Source organism: Streptomyces sp. NPDC048434, assembly GCF_043200375.1.
GTDB lineage: Bacteria > Actinomycetota > Actinomycetes > Streptomycetales > Streptomycetaceae > Streptomyces.
This window is the reverse complement of the sequence record NZ_JBICXQ010000018.1, coordinates 71,526-88,736: the sequence shown is the minus strand read 5'-3', so window position 1 is coordinate 88,736 and position 17,211 is coordinate 71,526. Positions and strand designations below refer to the sequence as shown.

The 17,211-nt window shown below is 71.8% G+C and carries 17 protein-coding genes and 1 tRNA gene; 8 read left to right on the top strand and 10 right to left on the bottom strand.

What is annotated here, in order from left to right:
- Positions 1–193 precede the first annotated feature (193 nt).
- Together ACGFWI_RS21885 and ACGFWI_RS21880 are read left to right on the top strand one after the other, a co-directional pair.
- Complete coding sequence (locus ACGFWI_RS21885) at positions 194–2,044, top strand: sel1 repeat family protein (RefSeq protein WP_393907645.1); 1,851 nt, start codon at positions 194–196, stop codon at positions 2,042–2,044.
- 121 nt (positions 2,045–2,165) lie between these two features.
- Positions 2,166–2,239: transfer RNA gene (locus ACGFWI_RS21880), tRNA-Met, on the top strand.
- A 49-nt stretch (positions 2,240–2,288) separates the two neighbouring features.
- Here the strand turns inward: ACGFWI_RS21880 and ACGFWI_RS21875 are convergent.
- The 4 genes from ACGFWI_RS21875 to ACGFWI_RS21860 form a co-directional block, all read right to left on the bottom strand.
- Positions 2,289–3,422, bottom strand: coding sequence for an ABC transporter substrate-binding protein (locus tag ACGFWI_RS21875; protein ID WP_393907644.1), 1,134 nt, complete (start codon positions 3,420–3,422; stop codon positions 2,289–2,291).
- A gap of 48 nt (positions 3,423–3,470) precedes the next feature.
- Positions 3,471–4,361: an ABC transporter permease gene (locus ACGFWI_RS21870; RefSeq protein WP_393907643.1), complete on the bottom strand. Its 891-nt coding sequence runs from the start codon at positions 4,359–4,361 to the stop codon at positions 3,471–3,473.
- A complete protein-coding gene (locus ACGFWI_RS21865; RefSeq protein WP_393907642.1) occupies positions 4,358–5,212 on the bottom strand; it encodes an ABC transporter ATP-binding protein in 855 nt (284 codons plus the stop codon). Before ACGFWI_RS21865 ends, ACGFWI_RS21870 begins: the two co-directional genes overlap by 4 nt.
- A 296-nt stretch (positions 5,213–5,508) precedes the next feature.
- A complete protein-coding gene (locus ACGFWI_RS21860) occupies positions 5,509–5,928 on the bottom strand; it encodes a Fur family transcriptional regulator (protein WP_393907641.1) in 420 nt (139 codons plus the stop codon).
- 161 nt (positions 5,929–6,089) lie between these two features.
- On the opposite strand from ACGFWI_RS21860, the gene ACGFWI_RS21855 reads away from it, so the two are divergent.
- Complete coding sequence (locus ACGFWI_RS21855; RefSeq protein WP_393907640.1) at positions 6,090–7,553, top strand: catalase; 1,464 nt, start codon at positions 6,090–6,092, stop codon at positions 7,551–7,553.
- A 142-nt stretch (positions 7,554–7,695) separates the two neighbouring features.
- On the opposite strand, the gene ACGFWI_RS21850 is transcribed toward ACGFWI_RS21855, so the two are convergent.
- Both ACGFWI_RS21850 and hisN read right to left on the bottom strand, forming a co-directional pair.
- A complete protein-coding gene (locus ACGFWI_RS21850) occupies positions 7,696–8,097 on the bottom strand; it encodes a cyclic nucleotide-binding/CBS domain-containing protein (RefSeq protein ID WP_393907731.1) in 402 nt (133 codons plus the stop codon).
- A 151-nt stretch (positions 8,098–8,248) separates the two neighbouring features.
- The gene (gene hisN / locus ACGFWI_RS21845; RefSeq protein WP_393907639.1) at positions 8,249–9,052 is read right to left on the bottom strand and encodes a histidinol-phosphatase; all 804 of its coding nucleotides are present in this window, start codon (positions 9,050–9,052) and stop codon (positions 8,249–8,251) included.
- 176 nt (positions 9,053–9,228) lie between these two features.
- Between hisN and ACGFWI_RS21840 the strand changes: the two genes are divergently transcribed.
- Positions 9,229–9,963, top strand: coding sequence for a TetR/AcrR family transcriptional regulator (locus tag ACGFWI_RS21840; RefSeq protein WP_393907638.1), 735 nt, complete (start codon positions 9,229–9,231; stop codon positions 9,961–9,963).
- A 181-nt stretch (positions 9,964–10,144) separates the two neighbouring features.
- Here ACGFWI_RS21840 and ACGFWI_RS21835 read toward each other — a convergent pair whose 3' ends face one another.
- From ACGFWI_RS21835 to ACGFWI_RS21820, 4 genes are all read right to left on the bottom strand, one after another.
- The gene (locus tag ACGFWI_RS21835) at positions 10,145–10,468 is read right to left on the bottom strand and encodes a DMT family transporter (RefSeq protein WP_393907637.1); all 324 of its coding nucleotides are present in this window, start codon (positions 10,466–10,468) and stop codon (positions 10,145–10,147) included.
- A 163-nt stretch (positions 10,469–10,631) separates the two neighbouring features.
- On the bottom strand, positions 10,632–11,639 hold the full coding sequence (gene rsgA, locus ACGFWI_RS21830) for a ribosome small subunit-dependent GTPase A (RefSeq protein WP_393907636.1): 1,008 nt from the start codon (positions 11,637–11,639) through the stop codon (positions 10,632–10,634).
- 14 nt (positions 11,640–11,653) lie between these two features.
- The gene (gene aroA / locus ACGFWI_RS21825) at positions 11,654–13,018 is read right to left on the bottom strand and encodes a 3-phosphoshikimate 1-carboxyvinyltransferase (protein WP_393907635.1); all 1,365 of its coding nucleotides are present in this window, start codon (positions 13,016–13,018) and stop codon (positions 11,654–11,656) included.
- A 162-nt stretch (positions 13,019–13,180) separates the two neighbouring features.
- The gene (locus ACGFWI_RS21820) at positions 13,181–13,894 is read right to left on the bottom strand and encodes a M50 family metallopeptidase (protein WP_393907634.1); all 714 of its coding nucleotides are present in this window, start codon (positions 13,892–13,894) and stop codon (positions 13,181–13,183) included.
- A gap of 35 nt (positions 13,895–13,929) precedes the next feature.
- On the opposite strand from ACGFWI_RS21820, the gene ACGFWI_RS21815 reads away from it, so the two are divergent.
- From ACGFWI_RS21815 to rsrA, 4 genes are all read left to right on the top strand, one after another.
- Positions 13,930–14,763: an SOS response-associated peptidase gene (locus ACGFWI_RS21815; protein ID WP_393907633.1), complete on the top strand. Its 834-nt coding sequence runs from the start codon at positions 13,930–13,932 to the stop codon at positions 14,761–14,763.
- An 81-nt stretch (positions 14,764–14,844) separates the two neighbouring features.
- On the top strand, positions 14,845–15,492 hold the full coding sequence (locus ACGFWI_RS21810; RefSeq protein WP_393907632.1) for an alpha/beta family hydrolase: 648 nt from the start codon (positions 14,845–14,847) through the stop codon (positions 15,490–15,492).
- Positions 15,493–15,963: 471 nt separating this feature from the next.
- A complete protein-coding gene (locus ACGFWI_RS21805) occupies positions 15,964–16,647 on the top strand; it encodes a sigma-70 family RNA polymerase sigma factor (RefSeq protein WP_393907730.1) in 684 nt (227 codons plus the stop codon).
- On the top strand, positions 16,644–17,045 hold the full coding sequence (gene rsrA, locus ACGFWI_RS21800) for a mycothiol system anti-sigma-R factor (protein ID WP_393907631.1): 402 nt from the start codon (positions 16,644–16,646) through the stop codon (positions 17,043–17,045). Before ACGFWI_RS21805 ends, rsrA begins: the two co-directional genes overlap by 4 nt.
- The last annotated feature ends 166 nt before the right edge of the window (positions 17,046–17,211 follow it).

The following is a 17,211-nucleotide window of genomic DNA, read 5'->3' as shown; positions in this document are numbered from 1 at the left end:
CCCGGATCCTCAAGGATCCGGGCCTTCGTCTTGTGTTCAGGTCGATTCCGTTCAAAGCCGGGTCGCGCGGCCGATGTGGGGAAGGCGTGTGCTTGAGTTTGCCAAGTCGTCGTGTCGGGAAGTCGACAAACCGCTGAAGTGACCTCACTGGCTGCGGTATACCAGGTGTACGCGGGTTACAGGTGATGCGACGATGGGTCTTATGGGGGACAAGGCAAGGTTGTTGGAGACGGACCGGTTTGTGCATGCGCCCGACGACGGGCGCGAATCCGAGCTGCAGATGGACGCGATGGAGGTCGTGGAGGCCGCCGAAGCGTCCGATGCCGTGACCGAGTCCGGCCACCGCCGGGCCGCCGAGGCGGGCGACACCGCCGCCATGAGCGCGCTCGGCGCGATGCTGCTGCGCCGCGGTGACCTCGACGGCGCCGAGTCGCATCTGCGCTCCGCCGCCGCCGCCGGTGACCGCGCCGCGGCCAACAACCTCGGCGTGCTGCTTCACCAGCGGGGCTACGGGGACGAGGCGGCCGGCTGGTGGCGTATCGCAGCGGTCGCCGGCTCCGCCGCCGCCGCGCACGCCCTCGGGCGCCACTACCGCGAGCGCGGCGACGAGCCGGCCGCCGAGTACTGGCTGCGCCAGTCCGCCGAGTCCGGCCATTGCCTGGGCGCGTACGCACTCGCCGATCTGCTGGAGCACCGCGGCGACATCGGTGCCGAGCGCTGGTTCCGTACGGCCGCCGAGCGCGGCCACCGTGAGGCCGCTTACCGGCTGGCCCGGCTCATCGAGGACGGCCGCGACGCGGAGCGGCGTGCGGTGCCCGCGTACGGCGAGCTGACCCAGCAGGAGGAGGCCGAGCAGTGGTACCGGCAGGCCGCCGCGCGCGGTCACCGGCGGGCCGCGCTGCAGCTGGGTGCGCTGCTGGAGGACCGCGGTGACGTCCAGGAGGCGGGCCGTTGGTATCTGTCCGCCGCCAAGGACGGTGAGGCGCGCGCGGCCTGTGCGCTGGGCTTCCTGCTGCGCGACGCGGGGGACGAGGAGAGCGCTGCGGAGTGGTGGCGGCGGGCGGCCCAGGACGGCGATGGCAACGCTGCCAATGCGCTGGGTGCGCTGCACGCCGACCGGGGTGAACTGCAGACCGCGGAGCGGTGGTACCGCGTCGCGCTGGACGCCGGGGACGTGAACGGCGCCTACAACATCGGGCTGCTCTGCGCCGAGCAGGGCCGGGAGGGGCGCGGTGAGCAGTGGTATCGCCGGGCCGCCTATGCCGGGCACCGCGAGGCCGCCAACGCGCTGGCCATCCTGCTGCTGCAGCGGGGCGACGCCTCGGGGGCCGAGCCGTGGTTCTCCAAGGCGGCCGAGGCGGGCAGCGTGGACGCCGCGTTCAACCTCGGCATCCTGTTCACCGGGCGCGGTGCGGAGCGTACGGCGCACACCTGGTACGAGCGGGCGGCCGCGGCCGGGCACACGGAGGCGGCGCTCCAGGTCGCCATCGTGCAGCTGCGGGACGGTGAGCTGCAGGACGCGGAGCGCAATCTGCGCTGTGCGGCCGGTGGCGGCAGCGCCGAGGCGGCCTTCCGGCTCGCGGACCTCCTCGACCGCAGGGCGGTCGCCGCGGGCGAGGGGGCGGCGGACGGCGAGCGCACGGCGGACGACGAGAGCGTGCAGTGGTACGAGCGAGCCGCCCGCCAGGGTCACCGCCGCGCCCAGGTCCGGGTTGGCATGTTTGCGGCCGCTCGCGGGGATGCCGGAGAGGCCGCGAACTGGTACCGCGCGGCGGCCGAGGCCGGCAGCCGTAACGGCGCCTTCAACCTCGGGTTGCTGCTGGCCCGCGAGGGCAGCCTTCCCGAGGCCGCCCTGTGGTGGCAGCGCGCCGCCGAGACCGGCCATGGCCGGGCGGCGCTGCGGCTGGCGCTGCTCGCCGCACGGCGCGGTGCGCTGGCGGAGGCGCAGAGCTGGTGCGCGCGCGCCGTCGAGCTGGGGCCGCCGGAGGTGGCGGAGCGCGCGGCGCGGCTGCGGACGGCGCTCCAGGAGGAGCTCAGCGCGTAGCGGGCGTACCGGAGGCACCGAAGGCCCGGGGCCGGGGCCGGGTCCACAGGGCCGGGCCCTGGGCCTCGCGGAAGGGATTTGCGCTGGTCGTCGGCCCGGGGTTAAAGTAAGGCAACAACGGCGCGGGGTGGAGCAGCTCGGTAGCTCGCTGGGCTCATAACCCAGAGGTCGCAGGTTCAAATCCTGTCCCCGCTACTGCAAGACGAAGGCCCGGATTCCCAAGGAATCCGGGCCTTCGTCGTGTCTACCGCTGCAGTCGGTGGCCGACCGCCTCCGCGTACAGGCTGCGGTCGACGAGCCGGTTCTCCGGCAGTGGTGCCCCCTTGGTGACGCCGGTGTCCCGGTAGGCCTTCTGGAGCCGGGCCGCGGTGCCCTTTCGGATCTCCCAGTCCATCCGGAGCGACGGGACCGAGGCGAGGATCTTCCCGTCGACCTTCAGCAGCCCGGCGAGCTCGGCGACGAACGCCTTGTCGGCCTTGTAGTCGCCGGCGAAGTACGTATTGACCGTGCGGATGTAGGCCCGCAGGAAGGCGACCCCGGCGTCCGGGTCCCGCTGGAGCAGGTTCGGGCCGTACAGGGCGCCGCCGAGCGGTTCGCCCTGGGGCTGGCCGCCCAGGAAGGCGTACTTCTTGTCGCCGTCGACCCGTCGCCAGACCGGGTCGAGCAGCCAGGCGGAGTCCACCCCGCCGCCGGTCAGGGCGGTCAGTACGTCGGAGGAGCCGAGCTGCTGGAAGGTGACGGAGTGGATGTCGGCGCCGTGCCCGGCGAAGGATGTGGCCATCGGGTACATGATCACGGAGCCTTTCCCGATCATGGTGCCCATCCTCGATCCCTTGAGGGAGACCGAAGTGGCGCTCTCCCCGTTCTTCAGGCGCACCCACAGGCCGCTCTTGGAACTCGGGTCGGGGGAGAAGTTGCCGGCCACCCAGCGGATGTCGAAGCCGCCGTTGATGCCGTTGACGACGGCGGCCTCGGGGGCCGCCCACAGGGCGTCCAGATCGCCCTTGGCCAGCAGCGGCAGTGCCTCGGGGGTGGGCAGGACCTTCAGCCGGACGTCCAGGCCCTCTTTCCGGAACTCACCCCTGGCGAGGGCCAGCCGCAGCGGGGCCACGTACTCGGCGTTGAGGGTGCCGGTGGCGATCGTGAGGGTGCGGCGCTTCGTCAGGGGGCGGGGGGCCGGGGCGCCCTTGTCGCAGCGCGCCGGCGTGCGGCCGGGGGCGAGGTCGGCCGGGTCGGTCCAGGAGGCCTTGCCGCAGCCCGGTACGGGCCTGATGGTGCGGGGTCCGGTGGCGGCGGCGCCGTCCTTGGGGGCGGCGCAGCCCGCGCCGAGGGCGAGCGCGGTGAGGAGCGTGGCGACGGTGGTGGTGCGGAAACGCATGGGACCTCCGTGCGGGCGGCGTCGAGGCGGACGAGGCGGTGCGGTGGATCAGCTCCGGGACCGGCCGCGGTCGCGGGGCGCCCAGGGGGTGAGGAGGCGCCCGGCCAGCCGTACCAGCTCGGAGAAGAGCACGCCGAGGACGGCCACGCAGACGATGCCGACGCACATCACGTCGTTCTGGAACAGGGCGCGGGAGTCGAAGATCAGATGCCCGAGGCCGTCGGTGGCGGCGATCTGTTCCGAGGCGACGATGACCAGGACGGCCACGCCGGCGGCGATCCGGGCGCCCACCAGGACGGCGGGCAGGGAGGCGGGCAGCAGGACGTGCCGGAACATCTGCCAGGGGCTCGCGCCGAACACCTGGCCGGCGTCGCGATGCCCGGAGGGGATCGCCAGCACCGCCGCCATGGTGGAGATCCAGACGAAGAAGAAGACGGTGGCGGCGACGAGGGCGACCTGCGGTCCTTCGCCGAGCCCGAACATATTGAGGAAGACCGGCAGCAGGGCGAGCTTGGGGACGACGTACAGGGCGTCCAAGAGGGGTTCGAGGGCGGCGCGTACGAGCGGCAGCGAGCCCATCAGCAGGCCCAGGAGGTAGCCGGAGACGGTGCCGACGGCGTAGCCGGCCAGGACGCGCCGGAGCGTGGCCCACACGTCCGGCCACAGGTCACCGGCCAGGGCGCGGTCCCAGCCGTCGGCCAGGATCGTGGACGGCGCGGGGTAGATGCGGGCGTCGATCCAGGCCTGGCCGGCGGCCAGCTGCCACAGCAGGACGAGCACCAGCGGGACCGCGACGGCGAGGGAGATCTCCAGGGTGCGCCGGCGGCGGTGGGTGCGCCGGGGACGCAGTTCCCGGGGACCGGGGCGGCGGACGAGGAGCCGGCCGGCCGCGGCGGGCGGCCCGTCCTCGTGGCCGGGCGGCTGGAGGGCGGTGGTCATACGGGGAGCACCCCCTTGGCGGCCGGGTCTGCCGGGCCGGCGCCGTCGACCTCGCCGCGCAGCAGCTGCCACAACTCGGCCTTCAGGGCGGTGAATTCGGGGGTGTCCCGGACCGCGCCGGTGCGGGGGCGGCCGAACGGCGGGCGGCGTTCGGCGATGATCCGGCCGGGCCGGGCGGACATCACCAGGACCCGGTCACCGAGCACCAGGGCCTCTTCGAGGCTGTGGGTGATGAAGAGGGTGGTGGTGCGAGTGGTCTGGGTGAGGTCGAGCAACTCGTCCTGGAGGATGGTGCGCAGCTGGGCGTCGAGGGCCGCGAACGGCTCGTCCATCAGCAGCATCCCGGGCTCGACGGCGAGCGCACGGGCGATGGCGACGCGCTGGCGCATGCCGCCGGAGAGCGCGGCCGGGTAGGCGCCGGCGAAGTCGGCGAGCCCCATCCGGGCGAGCCAGGAGCGGGCCCGTTCGTCGGCCTCCTTACGGGGCACGCGCTGGATGTCGAGGCCGAAGCGGACATTGGCCAGCACGGTCTTCCAGTCGTAGATGCCGTAGTCCTGGAAGATCATCGCGGTCGGCCGGTCGGTGCCCGCCCGGATTTCCAACTCGCCCTCGCTGGGGCGCAGCAGGCCGGCGGCGATCCGCAGCAGCGTCGACTTCCCGCAGCCGGACGGGCCGACCAGGCAGACGAATTCGCCCGGGGCGATCTCGGTGTCGAGGGGTCCGAGGGCGGCCAGCGCCGTGCCGCCGCGGCCGAACGAGCGGGCCAGGGCGCGGGCGCGCAGGGCCGGTGGGCGGGGGGACGGGTCGGCGGGTGGGCGGTGCGCTGCGGGTGAAGGGTGCGGCTCTCCCACGGGGTGCTCCTTGCGGAGTGCGGACAGGGTGCCGCCGTGGTGCGGGGCCCGGGTCCGGTCGGGCCCGGTGGCCGGAAAGCGCGGCGCGCCGACGATATGACGGTGCGTCAGGTCCGGGCAAGGGGCGTGCGGGCATGGTTGTGCGGCGGGGGAGAGGTGACGGTGCGGCGCCGGGGGGTGATCGGTGGGCGGGCGGGGCACGCGAAGGAGCCCGCGGCCGGAGGGACGCGGGCTCGGTCAGGCGTACGGCGTGACGCGGTGCGGAGGCGGCCCGGAGGGGGCCGGCCTCCCTGGCGTCAGGACGGGGCGTTGCAGTTGGGGCAGATGCCCCGGTAGGTCACGGTGACCTCGGAGACCTGGAAGCCGTAGCGCTCCGGCTCGGGCAGAGCGGAGAGCGGGTCGCCCTGGACGTGGACGTCGCGGATCGTGCCGCACCGCGAGCAGACCAGATGCTGGTGGTCGTGGTGGGCGTTGGGGTCGTAGCGCTTGGCCCGGCCGTCCGTGCTCACCTCGATCACCTCACCGAGGGAGACCAGTTCGCCCAGGGTGTTGTAGACGGTGGCGCGGGAGATCTCGGGGAGCCGGTCGGATGCCAGCGCATGCACCTCGTCGGCGGTGTAGTGGACGTGGTCCCCGTCGAGGACCTCGGCGACAACGCGTCGCTGCGCGGTCAGCCGCCAGCCGCGTCCCCGGAGCCGTTCCAGCAGGTCACTCATGCCAATCACCTATCAGTCAGATAGAACCAGGGTAGCAGTGGCAGGTCCATCGCCGGATCGAGTACGACTTTCGGCTCCTTCTTGACTTAGACATTGTCCAATGTAGGATCGTGATCGGCGCAAGCCAAGGGCAGGTGGAGAAGACTTTTCAGGAGGCGCACGTGTCGGTAGAGAGCACCACTGGACCGCTGACCACGGAGTCCGGCGCTCCGGTCGGGGACAACCAGAACAGCGAGACGGCCGGCATCGGCGGTCCCGGACTCATCCAGGACCAGCTCCTGATCGAGAAGCTCGCGCACTTCAACCGCGAGCGCATCCCGGAGCGCATCGTGCACGCCCGTGGCGCCGGTGCGTACGGCACGTTCACGGTGACCGCGGATCTGACCAAGTACACCCGCGCCAACTTCCTCTCCGAGGTCGGCAAGCAGACCGAGACCTTCCTGCGCTTCTCGACCGTCGCGGGCAACCTCGGCTCGGCCGACGCGGTGCGTGACCCGCGCGGCTTCGCGCTGAAGTTCTACACCGAAGAGGGCAACTACGACCTCGTCGGCAACAACACCCCGGTGTTCTTCATCAAGGACGCCATCAAGTTCCCCGACTTCATCCACACCCAGAAGCGCGACCCGTACACCGGCTCACAGGAGGCGGACAACGTCTGGGACTTCTGGGGTCTGTCGCCCGAGTCCACCCACCAGGTCACCTGGCTGTTCGGCGACCGCGGCATCCCCGCCACGCTCCGCCACATGAACGGCTACGGCTCGCACACCTTCCAGTGGAACAACGCCGCCGGTGAGGTCTTCTGGGTCAAGTACCACTTCAAGACCGACCAGGGCATCAAGAACCTCACCCAGGCCGAGGCCGACAAGCTCGCCGGTGAGGACGCCGACAGCCACCAGCGCGACCTGCGCACCTCGATCGAGCGCGGTGACTTCCCGAGCTGGACCGTCCAGGTGCAGATCATGCCCGCGGCCGAGGCGGCCGGCTACCGCTTCAACCCGTTCGACCTGACCAAGGTCTGGCCGCACGAGGACTACCCGCCGATCGAGATCGGCAAGCTGGAACTCAACCGCAACCCGCAGAACATCTTCGCCGAGGTCGAGCAGTCGATCTTCTCCCCGCACCACTTCGTGCCGGGCATCGGCCCGTCCCCCGACAAGATGCTCCAGGGCCGTCTCTTCGCCTACGGCGACGCCCACCGCTACCGCGTCGGCATCAACGCCGACCACCTCCCGGTGAACCGCCCGCACGCCACCGAGGCGCGCAGCCACGGCCGGGACGGCGCGCTGTACGACGGCCGGCACGCGGGGCAGAAGAACTACGAGCCCAACAGCTTCGGCGGCCCGGCCGAGACCGGTCGGCCGCTGTGGCAGCAGGCGGACGTGAGCGGCGCCACCGGCGAGCACGCGGCGCCCTCGCATGCCGAGGACGACGACTTCGTCCAGGCCGGCACCCTCTACCGCCTGATGTCGGAGGACGAGAGGGAGCGCCTGATCAACAACCTGGCGGGCTTCATCTCCCAGGTCTCCCGTGACGACATCGCCCAGCGGGCGATCGAGAACTTCCGCAAGGCGGACGCGGACTACGGCAAGCGGCTGGAAGCCGCGGTCCAGGCCCTGCGCGGCTGAGCGGCGGTCCTTGCGGCTGACCGCCGCCGCTCGCGCGGAAGCGGTTGCCCGCCGTAGGGGTTGCCCGGATGTCGCTTGCCGTACCAGCCGAAGAGGCCGGATGCCATGGGGCTCCGGCCTCTTCGTGCGTCCGGCCGCCGTGTCAGGCCGGTACGGCGTCGACCCGCTCCGTGACGGCCGACCGGCAGCGGATGATGTCGCGTACGGACACCACGCCGACCGGTTCATGGTCGTTGAGCACGATCAGATGGCGGAAGCCGCCGCGCACCATGGCGTCCGCGGCATCGTCCAGGGTCCAGTCCGGAGCGGCGAAGACCACGTCCGAAGTGGTGTGGGTCTGGGCGGTTTCCCAGTCGGGGTTCTCGCCCGCGCCGAGGGAATTGAGGATGTCGCGCTCGGTGAGAATGCCGATGCCGCTGTTGTCGTTGTCGAGGACCACGGCCGCGCCGATGCGGCGGGCCGCCATCAGTTGCGCCGCCTGACGGAGGGTGTGAGCGGGCCCGATGGTGAGGACCACCGTGCTCATGGCGTCTTTGACGTGCATGGGCATGGAGTGGAGCCACCTCCTTGGTGAATGTGCCTTGCGAAAGGATTCACAAGTTCACAAAGTGGGGGATTCTCATGTTCACATGCCTACGCCGATGCAACAAGGGGCAAGTGCGGGACGGGTGTCCGAATACCCGTCCCGTCGCAGGTCAGCGCGAGGAGTCGCCGAGGTAACTCAGCAGATCCTCGTGCAGCAGACCGTTGGAGGCCGCCGCGTTGCCGCTGTGCGGGCCCGGCCTGCCGTCCAGTCCGGTGAACTGCCCGCCGGCCTCCTTCACGACCACCGCGCACGCCGCCATGTCCCACAGCGAGAGCTCCGGCTCCGCGCAGATGTCCACCGAACCCTCGGCGATCATCATGTACGGCCAGAAGTCGCCATAGCCGCGGGTGCGCCAGCAGTCCCGGCTCAGATCGAGGAAACCGGGCAGCTTGCCGCGCTCCTCCCAGCCGGTCAGCGAGGAGTAGGCGAACGAGGCGTCCTGGATGCGGCCGACCTTCGAGACCTGCAGCCGGCTCGCGGAGGTCAGACTGCGGCCCGTGAAGGCTCCCAGACCGTCGGCGGCCCACCAACGGCGGTTCAGCGCCGGCGCGGAGACGATGCCGACCACGGGGCGGTCGCCGCCCGCACCGCGCTCCATCAGCGCGATCAGCGTGGCCCAGACCGGCACCCCGCGGACGTAGTTCTTCGTGCCGTCGATCGGGTCGATGATCCAGCGACGCGGTCCCGCGCCCTCGCTGCCGAACTCCTCGCCGAGCACCGCATCCCGTGGCCGGGCCCGCTGGAGCTGGCCGCGGATGATCTCCTCGGCGCCCTTGTCCGCCTCGCTCACCGGTGTCATGTCCGGTTTGGTCTCGACCTTGAGGTCGAGTGCCTTGAAGCGCTCCATGGTGGCGGCGTCCGCGGCGTCCGCGAGAACATGGCCGAGGCGAAGATCATCGTGATAGTCGGGCATGTGCGAACAGTATCGATTGGTATGGGCAGGAGCCACACGGCTGTGCGCCGCCGGGCGTGTGGCGGCGCCGGGCCATGCCGGTGAGCGCGTGCTGCGACGACCCTTGACAGCATCTGGCGCCGCGTCAATTCTGTGCGCACACCGGCCACCTGAGCCGGCGGCCGGGGAGGCGACGGATGCCCGCAGCGCGTGAATCCCTGCTCGATGCCGCCTACACGGCGCTGACGAAACGGGCCTGGACGGCCGTGCGGATGGTTGATGTCGCGGCCGCTGCCGGGGTCTCCCGGCAGACGCTCTACAACGAGTTCGGCAGCAAGGAAGGGCTGGCCCGCGCCCTGGTCCGCCGGGAGACCGAGAAGTACCTCGCCGGGGTCGCACGGGCGCTGTCCCGGGGAGCCTCGGCCGCCGGGACGCGGGGCGACGCGGCGGGCCGGGTGGTGGCAGCGGCCGCCTGGACGCTGCGTACCGCCCGCGCCAACCCCCTGGTCAGGGCCGCGCTGACCGGCTGCTGGGGCGACCGGCTGCCGACCCCTGCGCCGGTGCCCGCCGCCCCCGCGCCGGTACGGGCCGCCTGGTACGGCGTCCCCGTACAGCGTGCCGCGACGACCGTCGAGGGGCCGCTGCCGGGGCCCGCGGAGCTCGTCGGCCGCTTCTGCGACCAGGCGGTCGCGGCGCTGGAGCCCGACTGGCCCGCGGAGGAGCTGCCCGCCCTGGGCACCGCCTGCGAGACCGCGGCGCGGCTGACCCTGGCCTGTGTCGTCGCCCCGGTGGCTCCCGTTGTGGCGCAGGCCCCCGGACGCATACCGGCCCAGCGGTCGCGCAGGGAGCTGGAGACGGAGGCGGTGTCCCGACTCGTGCGCGGTGCCTTCGCCCGGACGCTGGCCGGCATGCCGTCGGCAGACCGGGGGTGACGGGGCGTCACGGCCGCGGGGGCGGTCGGGTGTCACGCGTGGACGAGTCGACGGGCGTCACGCGCGAACGAGTCGACGGGCGTCACGCGCGGACGAGTTGACGGGCGTCACACGCGGACGAGTTGACGGACGTGGTGCCCGCAGGGCCCCCGCGCCGCTCGCCGCGCGGACACGCTCCGGGTCAGTGTGCCGACCCCGACAACTGCAGCCCGATCACGCCGGCGATGACCAAGGTGATGGAGACGATCTTGAGGGTGGAGACCACATCGCCGAGGAAGACCATGCCGTAGATCGCCGTACCGGCCGCACCGATACCGGTCCACACCGCATACGCCGGGCCGACGTCGAGCTTGCGCAGCGCCAGTGTCAGCAGACCGAAGCTGCCGAGGGCGAAGGCCGCGAAGGCGGCGGTGGGGAAGAGGCGGGTGAAGCCGTGCGAGAGCTTGAGGCAGACCGCGAAGCCGGTCTCCAGGATCCCCGCCACCACGACCAGCAGCCACGCCATGTCCCCTTGCCTCCGTCAGCTTGGGCCTGTCCTACGTGAGCAACGACGGGACATCACATTCACTCGTTCGGGCCCCGTTCGGCGACCGGGTCTGTTTGACCACTACGCCGGGCTTGGCGTGATTATGCATTTACCTCGGACGGGCGGCAGCAAACGTCGGCGGTCAGTCGCCTTCGCGTCGTTCGCGGGTGGCCAGGAGACGGCGCAGGGAGTAGAGACGGGCCGGGTCGGCGTGGCCGTCGGCGACCCACGCGTCCAGCGCGCAGTCCGGTTCGTCGTGGCTGCAGGCACGCGGGCAGCCGGCGGTGCCGGGCTCCAGATCCGGGAAGGCCTGGATGACCCGGGACGGGTCGACATGATGCAGCCCGAAGGACCGTACGCCCGGGGTGTCGATGACCCAGCCCGAGTCGTCGGGCAGCGGGAGTGCCAGCGCGGAGGTGGTGGTGTGCCGACCGCGGCCGGTGACCGCGTTGACATGGCCGATGGCCCGACGGCGTTCCGGGACCAGGGAGTTGACCAGAGTGGTCTTGCCCACCCCGGAGTGTCCGACGAACGCCGTCATACGGCCCGTCAGCGCGGCCCTGACCCGGTCGGCGGCGCTGCCGTCGGCGAGTTCGTCGCGGTTGGTGACGAGGTAGGGGACACCGAGGTCGCCGTAGGCCTCCAACAGGGTGTCCGCGGACGCCAGATCGGACTTGGTCAGCACCAGCAGCGGGTCGAGGCCCGCGTCGAAGGCGGCGACCAGACAGCGGTCGATGAGCCGGGGGCGCGGCTCGGGGTCGGCGAGCGCGGTGACGATCGCGAGCTGGTCGGCGTTGGCGACCACGACCCGCTCGAACGGGTCGTCATCGTCGGCCGTACGGCGCAGTGTCGAGGATCGCGGCTCGACCCGGACGATCCGGGCGAGGGTGTCCTTGGCGCCCGTCAGATCGCCGACGACGGCGACCCGGTCGCCGACCACCGCGCTCTTGCGGCCCAGTTCGCGGGCCTTCATCGCGGTGACCGTACGGTCCTCGATGAGGCAGGTCAGACGGCCGCGGTCGACGGTCAGCACCAGGCCCTCGCCGGCGTCCTCGTGCTTGGGGCGGATGTTCGTCCGGGGACGGTTGCCCTTGGGGTTGGGGCGGACGCGGATGTCGTCCTCGTCGGGGTTCTTGCCGTAGCGGCGCATGGCGGCGGTATCCCTCAGACTCTCCGGGCGGTGACGGACGCCGGATCGAGCATGTCCGTCCACATCGCGGGGAAGTCGGGCAGGGTCTTGGCGGTGGTGGCGACGTTCTCCACCTCCACGCCGTCGACCGCCAGGCCGATGACCGCCGCTGCGGTGGCCAGCCGGTGGTCCTCGTAGGTGCGGAAGATCCCGCCGTGCAGGGGGCGCGGCCGGATGTGCAGCCCGTCCGCGGTCTCGGTGACATCGCCGCCGAGTTCGTTGAGCTCCTTGGTGAGCGCCGCCAGCCGGTCGGTCTCGTGCAGTCGCAGATGCGCCACACCGCGCAGTGTGGAGGGGGAGTCGGCCAGGGCGGCGACCGCGGCGATGCCCGGGGTCAGCTCGCCGACCTCGCTCAGGTCGACGTCGATGCCGTGGATACGGCCGCTGCCGGTGAAGGTCAGCCCGCGGTCGGTCAGCTCGCAGGAACCGCCCATGGTGGTGAAGATCTCGCGCAGCGCGTCGCCGGGCTGGGTGGTGTGCTCGGGCCAGTCCGGGATGGTGATCCGGCCGCCGGTGACCAGCGCCGCGGCCAGGAACGGCTGGGCGTTGGACAGATCCGGCTCGACGACCAGATCACGGCCGAGCAGGGCGCCGGGAGTGACCCGCCAGACGTTCGGCTCGCCGCCCGCCTCCGGGGTGTCCACCTGCGCGCCGACGCTGCGCAGCATGTCGACGGTCATTCGGATGTGCGGCATGGAGGGCAGCGCCGCGCCCACGTGCCGGACCTCGACGCCCTGGTTGAAGCGCGGGGCGGACAGCAGCAGGGCGCTGACGAACTGGGAGGACGAGGAGGCGTCGATCTCGACCGGGCCGCCGTCCAGGGCGCCGCTGCCGAAGACCGTCATCGGCAGCGCGCCGCGGCTGTCGTCGTCGATCCGGGCGCCCAGGGTGCGCAGCGCGTCGATCACGCCGCCGAGCGGGCGCTCGTAGGAGCGGGGGTCGCCGTCGAAGCGGATCGGGCCGTCGGCGAGTGCGGCGACCGGGGGGAGGAAGCGCATGACCGTGCCGGCGTTGCCGACGTCGATGGTGGCCGGGCCGTGCAGGCCCGCCGGGATGATCCGCCAGGCCTCACCGCCGCCGGGCTGTACGGCGGAGCCGGCGGAGCTGGAGGACGCGGTCTCCTCGATGCCGACGCCCAGGGTGCGCAGCGCCTCGGCCATCAGGAGGGTGTCCCGGGAGCGCAGCGGCCGGCGCAGCCAGCCGGGCTCGGAGGAGAGGGCGGCCAGGACCAGGCCGCGGTTGGTGACCGATTTCGAGCCGGGCACGGTGACGGTGGCATCGACGGCCCCGGCGGCGAGGGGGGCGGGCCATGGGGCGGGGTGTGCGGGGCTCTCGGTCATGCCCTTACTTTAATGGCTGGGCAAGGGTGCCGATCTTGATCAAAAGTGGCGCAACCCATCCGAAACGCGGCACTGATATGCGCTCGCGGGCCGGGGGCGGGGATGCGGCGGACACACCGGGCGTGGCGGTACGGGAGCGGCCGCCGGCCGAGGCGGGCGGCGTCAGAGCCCGAGCAGCCAGCGCCCGCCGCCTATCAGGGAGCACAGCGTCACCACATGGAACAGGCCGAGCCAGAGGGCCGCCGGAACGTGGGTCAGGCGCGCCAGCTGGTCCGGATCGGAGTCCGCCGCACCGCCGCCCCGCCGCTTGCCCATCAGCTCGAACGGCGGCCGCACCCCGCCCAGCAGCAGGAACCACACCGCGGCATAGGCGAAAGCGGCCTGCACATCCGCCGTTGTCAGCCAGGAGACCAGCACGAACGCGGCGCCGGTCAGCACGACCGTGAGCACGCCGTAGGCGTTCCGGATCATGATCAGCATCGCCAGCAGCAGCGCGGTCGCGCCCCACAGCAGCGCCGTGATGTGTCCCGCGGCGAGCAGTGCGGCGCCCGCGAGTCCCAGCAGGGACGGTGCGATATAGCCGGCCGCGGCGGTCAGCACCATGCCCAGACCGGTCGGCTTGCCACGCGAAACGGTCAGACCCGAGGTGTCCGAGTGCAGCCGGATGCCGTCCAGGCGGCGACCGGTGAGCAGGGCGATCAGTCCGTGCCCGCCCTCGTGGGCGATGGTGACGGCGTTCCGCGACAGCCGCCAGGCGGTGTGCGGGACGATGGCGCCCAGTGCGAGCACCGCCGTGATGATCACCAGCCAGAGCGACGGGGCGGGTTGGGTCCCGAAGACTCGGCTCCATATGTCGGTGAGGTGGTCGGTGTCCATGTCTCCCCTTCGTGTGGCATGGCAGTGTGGCATGCATGTGCGGTAGGTATGCGGCGAGTCGTCGTCCCGAGGACCTGGTGGGGATCTTCGGCGTTCAGCAGTGGGAGCCGACGGAGACCTTGGCGCCCAGTTGGAATGTCGCGCCGACGGACCAGGTGCACGCGGTGCTCGAACGCCCCCTCAAGGGCGCGGCGGCCGACGCCTTCGAGCCGGACGGCCCGGTGCGCCAGTTGCGGACGCTCAAGTGGGGCCTGGTCCCGTCGTGGTCGAAATCACCCGAGGCCGCCGCGAAGATGATCAATGCGCGGGCCGAGACGGTGCACGAGAAGCCGTCCTTCCGGCAGGCGTTCGCGACCCGGCGGTGCCTGCTCCCCGGGGACGGGTATTTCGAGTGGGTCACCGAAGCCGCGGAGCGGCAGCTGGAGGAGCAGGGCAAGAAGAAGCGGCCCCGTAAGCAGCCGTATTTCGTGACGCCCGCGGACGGCTCCGCGATGGCGATGGCCGGGCTGTACGAATTCTGGCGGGACCGGACGCTGCCCGGCGATCACCCGCTGGCCTGGTGGGTGACCTGCACGGTCGTCACCACGGAGGCCGAGACCACCCCGCTGGCCGGGGCCTCCGGCGGCGCGGGACCGCAGTCGCTGGCCGATATCCACCCCCGGATGCCGCTGGTGCTGACCCCCGACCGCTGGGACGCCTGGCTCGACCCGGCCCGCACCGAACCCGACGAGGTGCGTGAACTGCTGGCGCCGCCGCCGGCCGGGCTGATGCGCGCCCATCCCGTCCCGACCGATGTCAGCAACGTCCGTAACAACGGACCCGAGCTGGTCGCCGAGCTCGACGGTCCCGAGGTGGGCACGCTGTTCTGACCCGTGGGGTGGCCCGGCACCGGGCGCCCGCGTCGGCGTGCTGCGGTGACCTTCCGGGTGCGGCAGGGGCAGGATGGGCGTATGAGCACTGGGGCGACGGAGACCGAGACGGTCGTGACACCGGCGGGCGACGCCCGGATCACCTGGCACCGCGACGCCACACCGGCGCGGGCCGTGGTGGCAGTGAGCCACGGCGCCGGCGGTGGCATCGAGGCACGCGATCTACGGGCCCTGGCGGCCGCGCTGCCGGCCCGCGGGTACACCGTGGCGCTGGTCGAGCAGCCGTGGCGGGTGGCGGGCAAGAAGCTGGCGCCCTCGCCGAAGACGCTGGACTCCGGATGGACCGCGCTGTGGCCGGCGCTGGAGAAGCCGGGGCTGCCGGTGGTCGCCGGCGGCCGCAGCGCCGGTGCCCGGGTGGCCTGCCGTACGGCGCGTGACCTGGGTGCGCAGGCCGTACTGGCGCTCAGCTTCCCGCTGCATCCGCCGGGCCGGCCGGAGAAGTCCCGGGCGGACGAGCTGACCGGTGCCGGGGTGCCGACGCTGGTCGTCCAGGGCGGCCGCGATCCGTTCGGCCGGCCGGAGGAGTTCCCGCCGGGTACGGAGATCACCGAGGTGGCGCACGGTGACCACGGCTTCGCGGTGCCGAAGAAGGCGGGCGTCGAGGAGGCGGAGTCGATGGCCGTGATCACGGACGCCGCGGCGGCCTGGCTGGACGGGATGTTCGGCTGACCGTCCCCTGCTCCCTCGCTCGCTTGCCGAAGCGGCAAGCGGGTTTGCCAACTGTTGCCGGTCTGCCAGGTGTGCCAAGTCTGCCGGTCCGCCGGAGGGCCGTCGGGAAGCCGTACGGAGGTCTGCCCGGCCGTCCGCCCGTATCCCGTCCGACCCCGGCCCCGGAATACTGCCCGCGCTCCGTCCGGAACCCGGCCCCCGGAACCCCGTCCTTGACCGCGGGCGCCGGGAATGCCGCGCCGCATGTCGCTGTTGTGCCAGGCGTAGTACGCGAATACGTCCGGTGAAGTACGAGGAATGGGAGCCCGCCGCATGGGAATCGCTTGCCCGGCCCGCCCGGCCGCCGACCTGCCGTGGTCGCAGATGCAGGTGACGCAGCCCGCCCTGGCTGGAGCGGCGGCGGCACCGGATCGTCGTCTATTCTCCGAATCGGGTGGGTCCGCATCGGGATCCATGACGGTGTTGGAGGAGGTGGGTCCGGTCACAGGGACCGACGGCACGGCTGAGGACAAGGCTCAGGAGAGCGCTGCCGAGCGCAATGCGCGCTTCGAGCGGGATGCGCTGACGTTCCTGGACCAGATGTACTCCGCCGCGCTGCGCATGACGCGCAACCCGGCGGACGCGGAAGACCTGGTGCAGGAGACCTACGCAAAGGCGTATGCGTCCTTCCACCAGTTCCGGGAGGGCACCAACCTCAAGGCGTGGCTGTACCGCATCCTGACGAACACCTTCATCAACTCCTACCGCAAGAAGCAGCGTGAGCCCCAGCGCAGCGCCGCCGAGGAGATCGAGGACTGGCAGCTGGCGCGCGCCGAGTCGCATATGTCGACGGGACTGCGCTCGGCCGAGTCGCAGGCGCTCGACCACCTCCCCGACTCCGATGTGAAGGCCGCGCTCCAGGAGATTCCCGAGGAGTTCCGTATCGCGGTCTACCTGGCGGATGTCGAAGGGTTTGCGTACAAGGAGATCGCGGACATCATGGGGACACCCATCGGCACGGTGATGTCCCGTCTGCACCGCGGCCGGCGCCAACTGCGCGGCATGCTGGAGGACTACGCCCGTGAGCGCGGGCTGGTCCCGGCGGGGGCGGCGACCGCGGACCCGGAGTCCGCGCGCACGTCGGAGTCGCACGACCGGAAAGGCTCGGGATCATGAGCTGCGGAGAGCCGCACGAGAAGGACTGCTCAGAGGTCCTTGACCACCTCTACGAGTATCTCGACCGGGAGATGCCCGAAGGGGAGTGCGCAGATTTCCAGGTGCATCTCGACGAATGCTCGCCGTGCCTGGAGAAGTACGGCCTGGAGCAGGCGGTCAAGAAGCTCGTCAAGCGCTGCTGCGGCCATGACGACGTCCCCAGCGATCTGCGCTCCAAGGTCATGGGCCGGATCGACCTCATCCGGGCCGGGGAGACCGTGCCCGAGGTGAGCGTGCTCGAACAGGCCAAGAAGGAACAGGCACAGCGCGAGCAGGCGGCCGCCTCCGAGAAGGGGACCGGTCCGTCCGAGGCGACCGGTTCCACCGATGCACGGAGCGAGACCGCGCGGGCCGAATAACGCGGCACATCACCCTAAGGGGTGAGGGGCGGGGCGATTCGTCCTGCCCGATCCGCTGATGCACCTTCCCCGGCGGCCCAGCCCCTCTATTCTCACCGGACCCCAGCGCACTGCGGAGGCAGGGCGGGGCCCTCTGCTCCTCACGAGCGTGGGGGCGAGCGGTGGG

Excerpts from the sequence above, each read along its gene's own strand:
- ACGFWI_RS21850 (WP_393907731.1), bottom strand. The coding sequence starts at position 8,097 with ATGCACGTCAAAGACGCCATGAGCACGGTGGTCCTCACCATCGGGCCC.
- ACGFWI_RS21870 (WP_393907643.1), bottom strand. The coding sequence starts at position 4,361 with ATGACCACCGCCCTCCAGCCGCCCGGCCACGAGGACGGGCCGCCCGCC.
- ACGFWI_RS21885 (WP_393907645.1), top strand. The coding sequence starts at position 194 with ATGGGTCTTATGGGGGACAAGGCAAGGTTGTTGGAGACGGACCGGTTT.
- rsrA (WP_393907631.1), top strand. The coding sequence starts at position 16,644 with ATGAGCTGCGGAGAGCCGCACGAGAAGGACTGCTCAGAGGTCCTTGAC.
- ACGFWI_RS21840 (WP_393907638.1), top strand. The coding sequence starts at position 9,229 with ATGCCCGCAGCGCGTGAATCCCTGCTCGATGCCGCCTACACGGCGCTG.
- ACGFWI_RS21835 (WP_393907637.1), bottom strand. The coding sequence starts at position 10,468 with ATGGCGTGGCTGCTGGTCGTGGTGGCGGGGATCCTGGAGACCGGCTTC.
- aroA (WP_393907635.1), bottom strand. The coding sequence starts at position 13,018 with ATGACCGAGAGCCCCGCACACCCCGCCCCATGGCCCGCCCCCCTCGCC.
- rsgA (WP_393907636.1), bottom strand. The coding sequence starts at position 11,639 with ATGCGCCGCTACGGCAAGAACCCCGACGAGGACGACATCCGCGTCCGC.
- ACGFWI_RS21815 (WP_393907633.1), top strand. The coding sequence starts at position 13,930 with ATGTGCGGTAGGTATGCGGCGAGTCGTCGTCCCGAGGACCTGGTGGGG.
- ACGFWI_RS21860 (WP_393907641.1), bottom strand. The coding sequence starts at position 5,928 with ATGAGTGACCTGCTGGAACGGCTCCGGGGACGCGGCTGGCGGCTGACC.
- ACGFWI_RS21810 (WP_393907632.1), top strand. The coding sequence starts at position 14,845 with ATGAGCACTGGGGCGACGGAGACCGAGACGGTCGTGACACCGGCGGGC.
- ACGFWI_RS21820 (WP_393907634.1), bottom strand. The coding sequence starts at position 13,894 with ATGGACACCGACCACCTCACCGACATATGGAGCCGAGTCTTCGGGACC.
- ACGFWI_RS21875 (WP_393907644.1), bottom strand. The coding sequence starts at position 3,422 with ATGCGTTTCCGCACCACCACCGTCGCCACGCTCCTCACCGCGCTCGCC.
- hisN (WP_393907639.1), bottom strand. The coding sequence starts at position 9,052 with ATGCCCGACTATCACGATGATCTTCGCCTCGGCCATGTTCTCGCGGAC.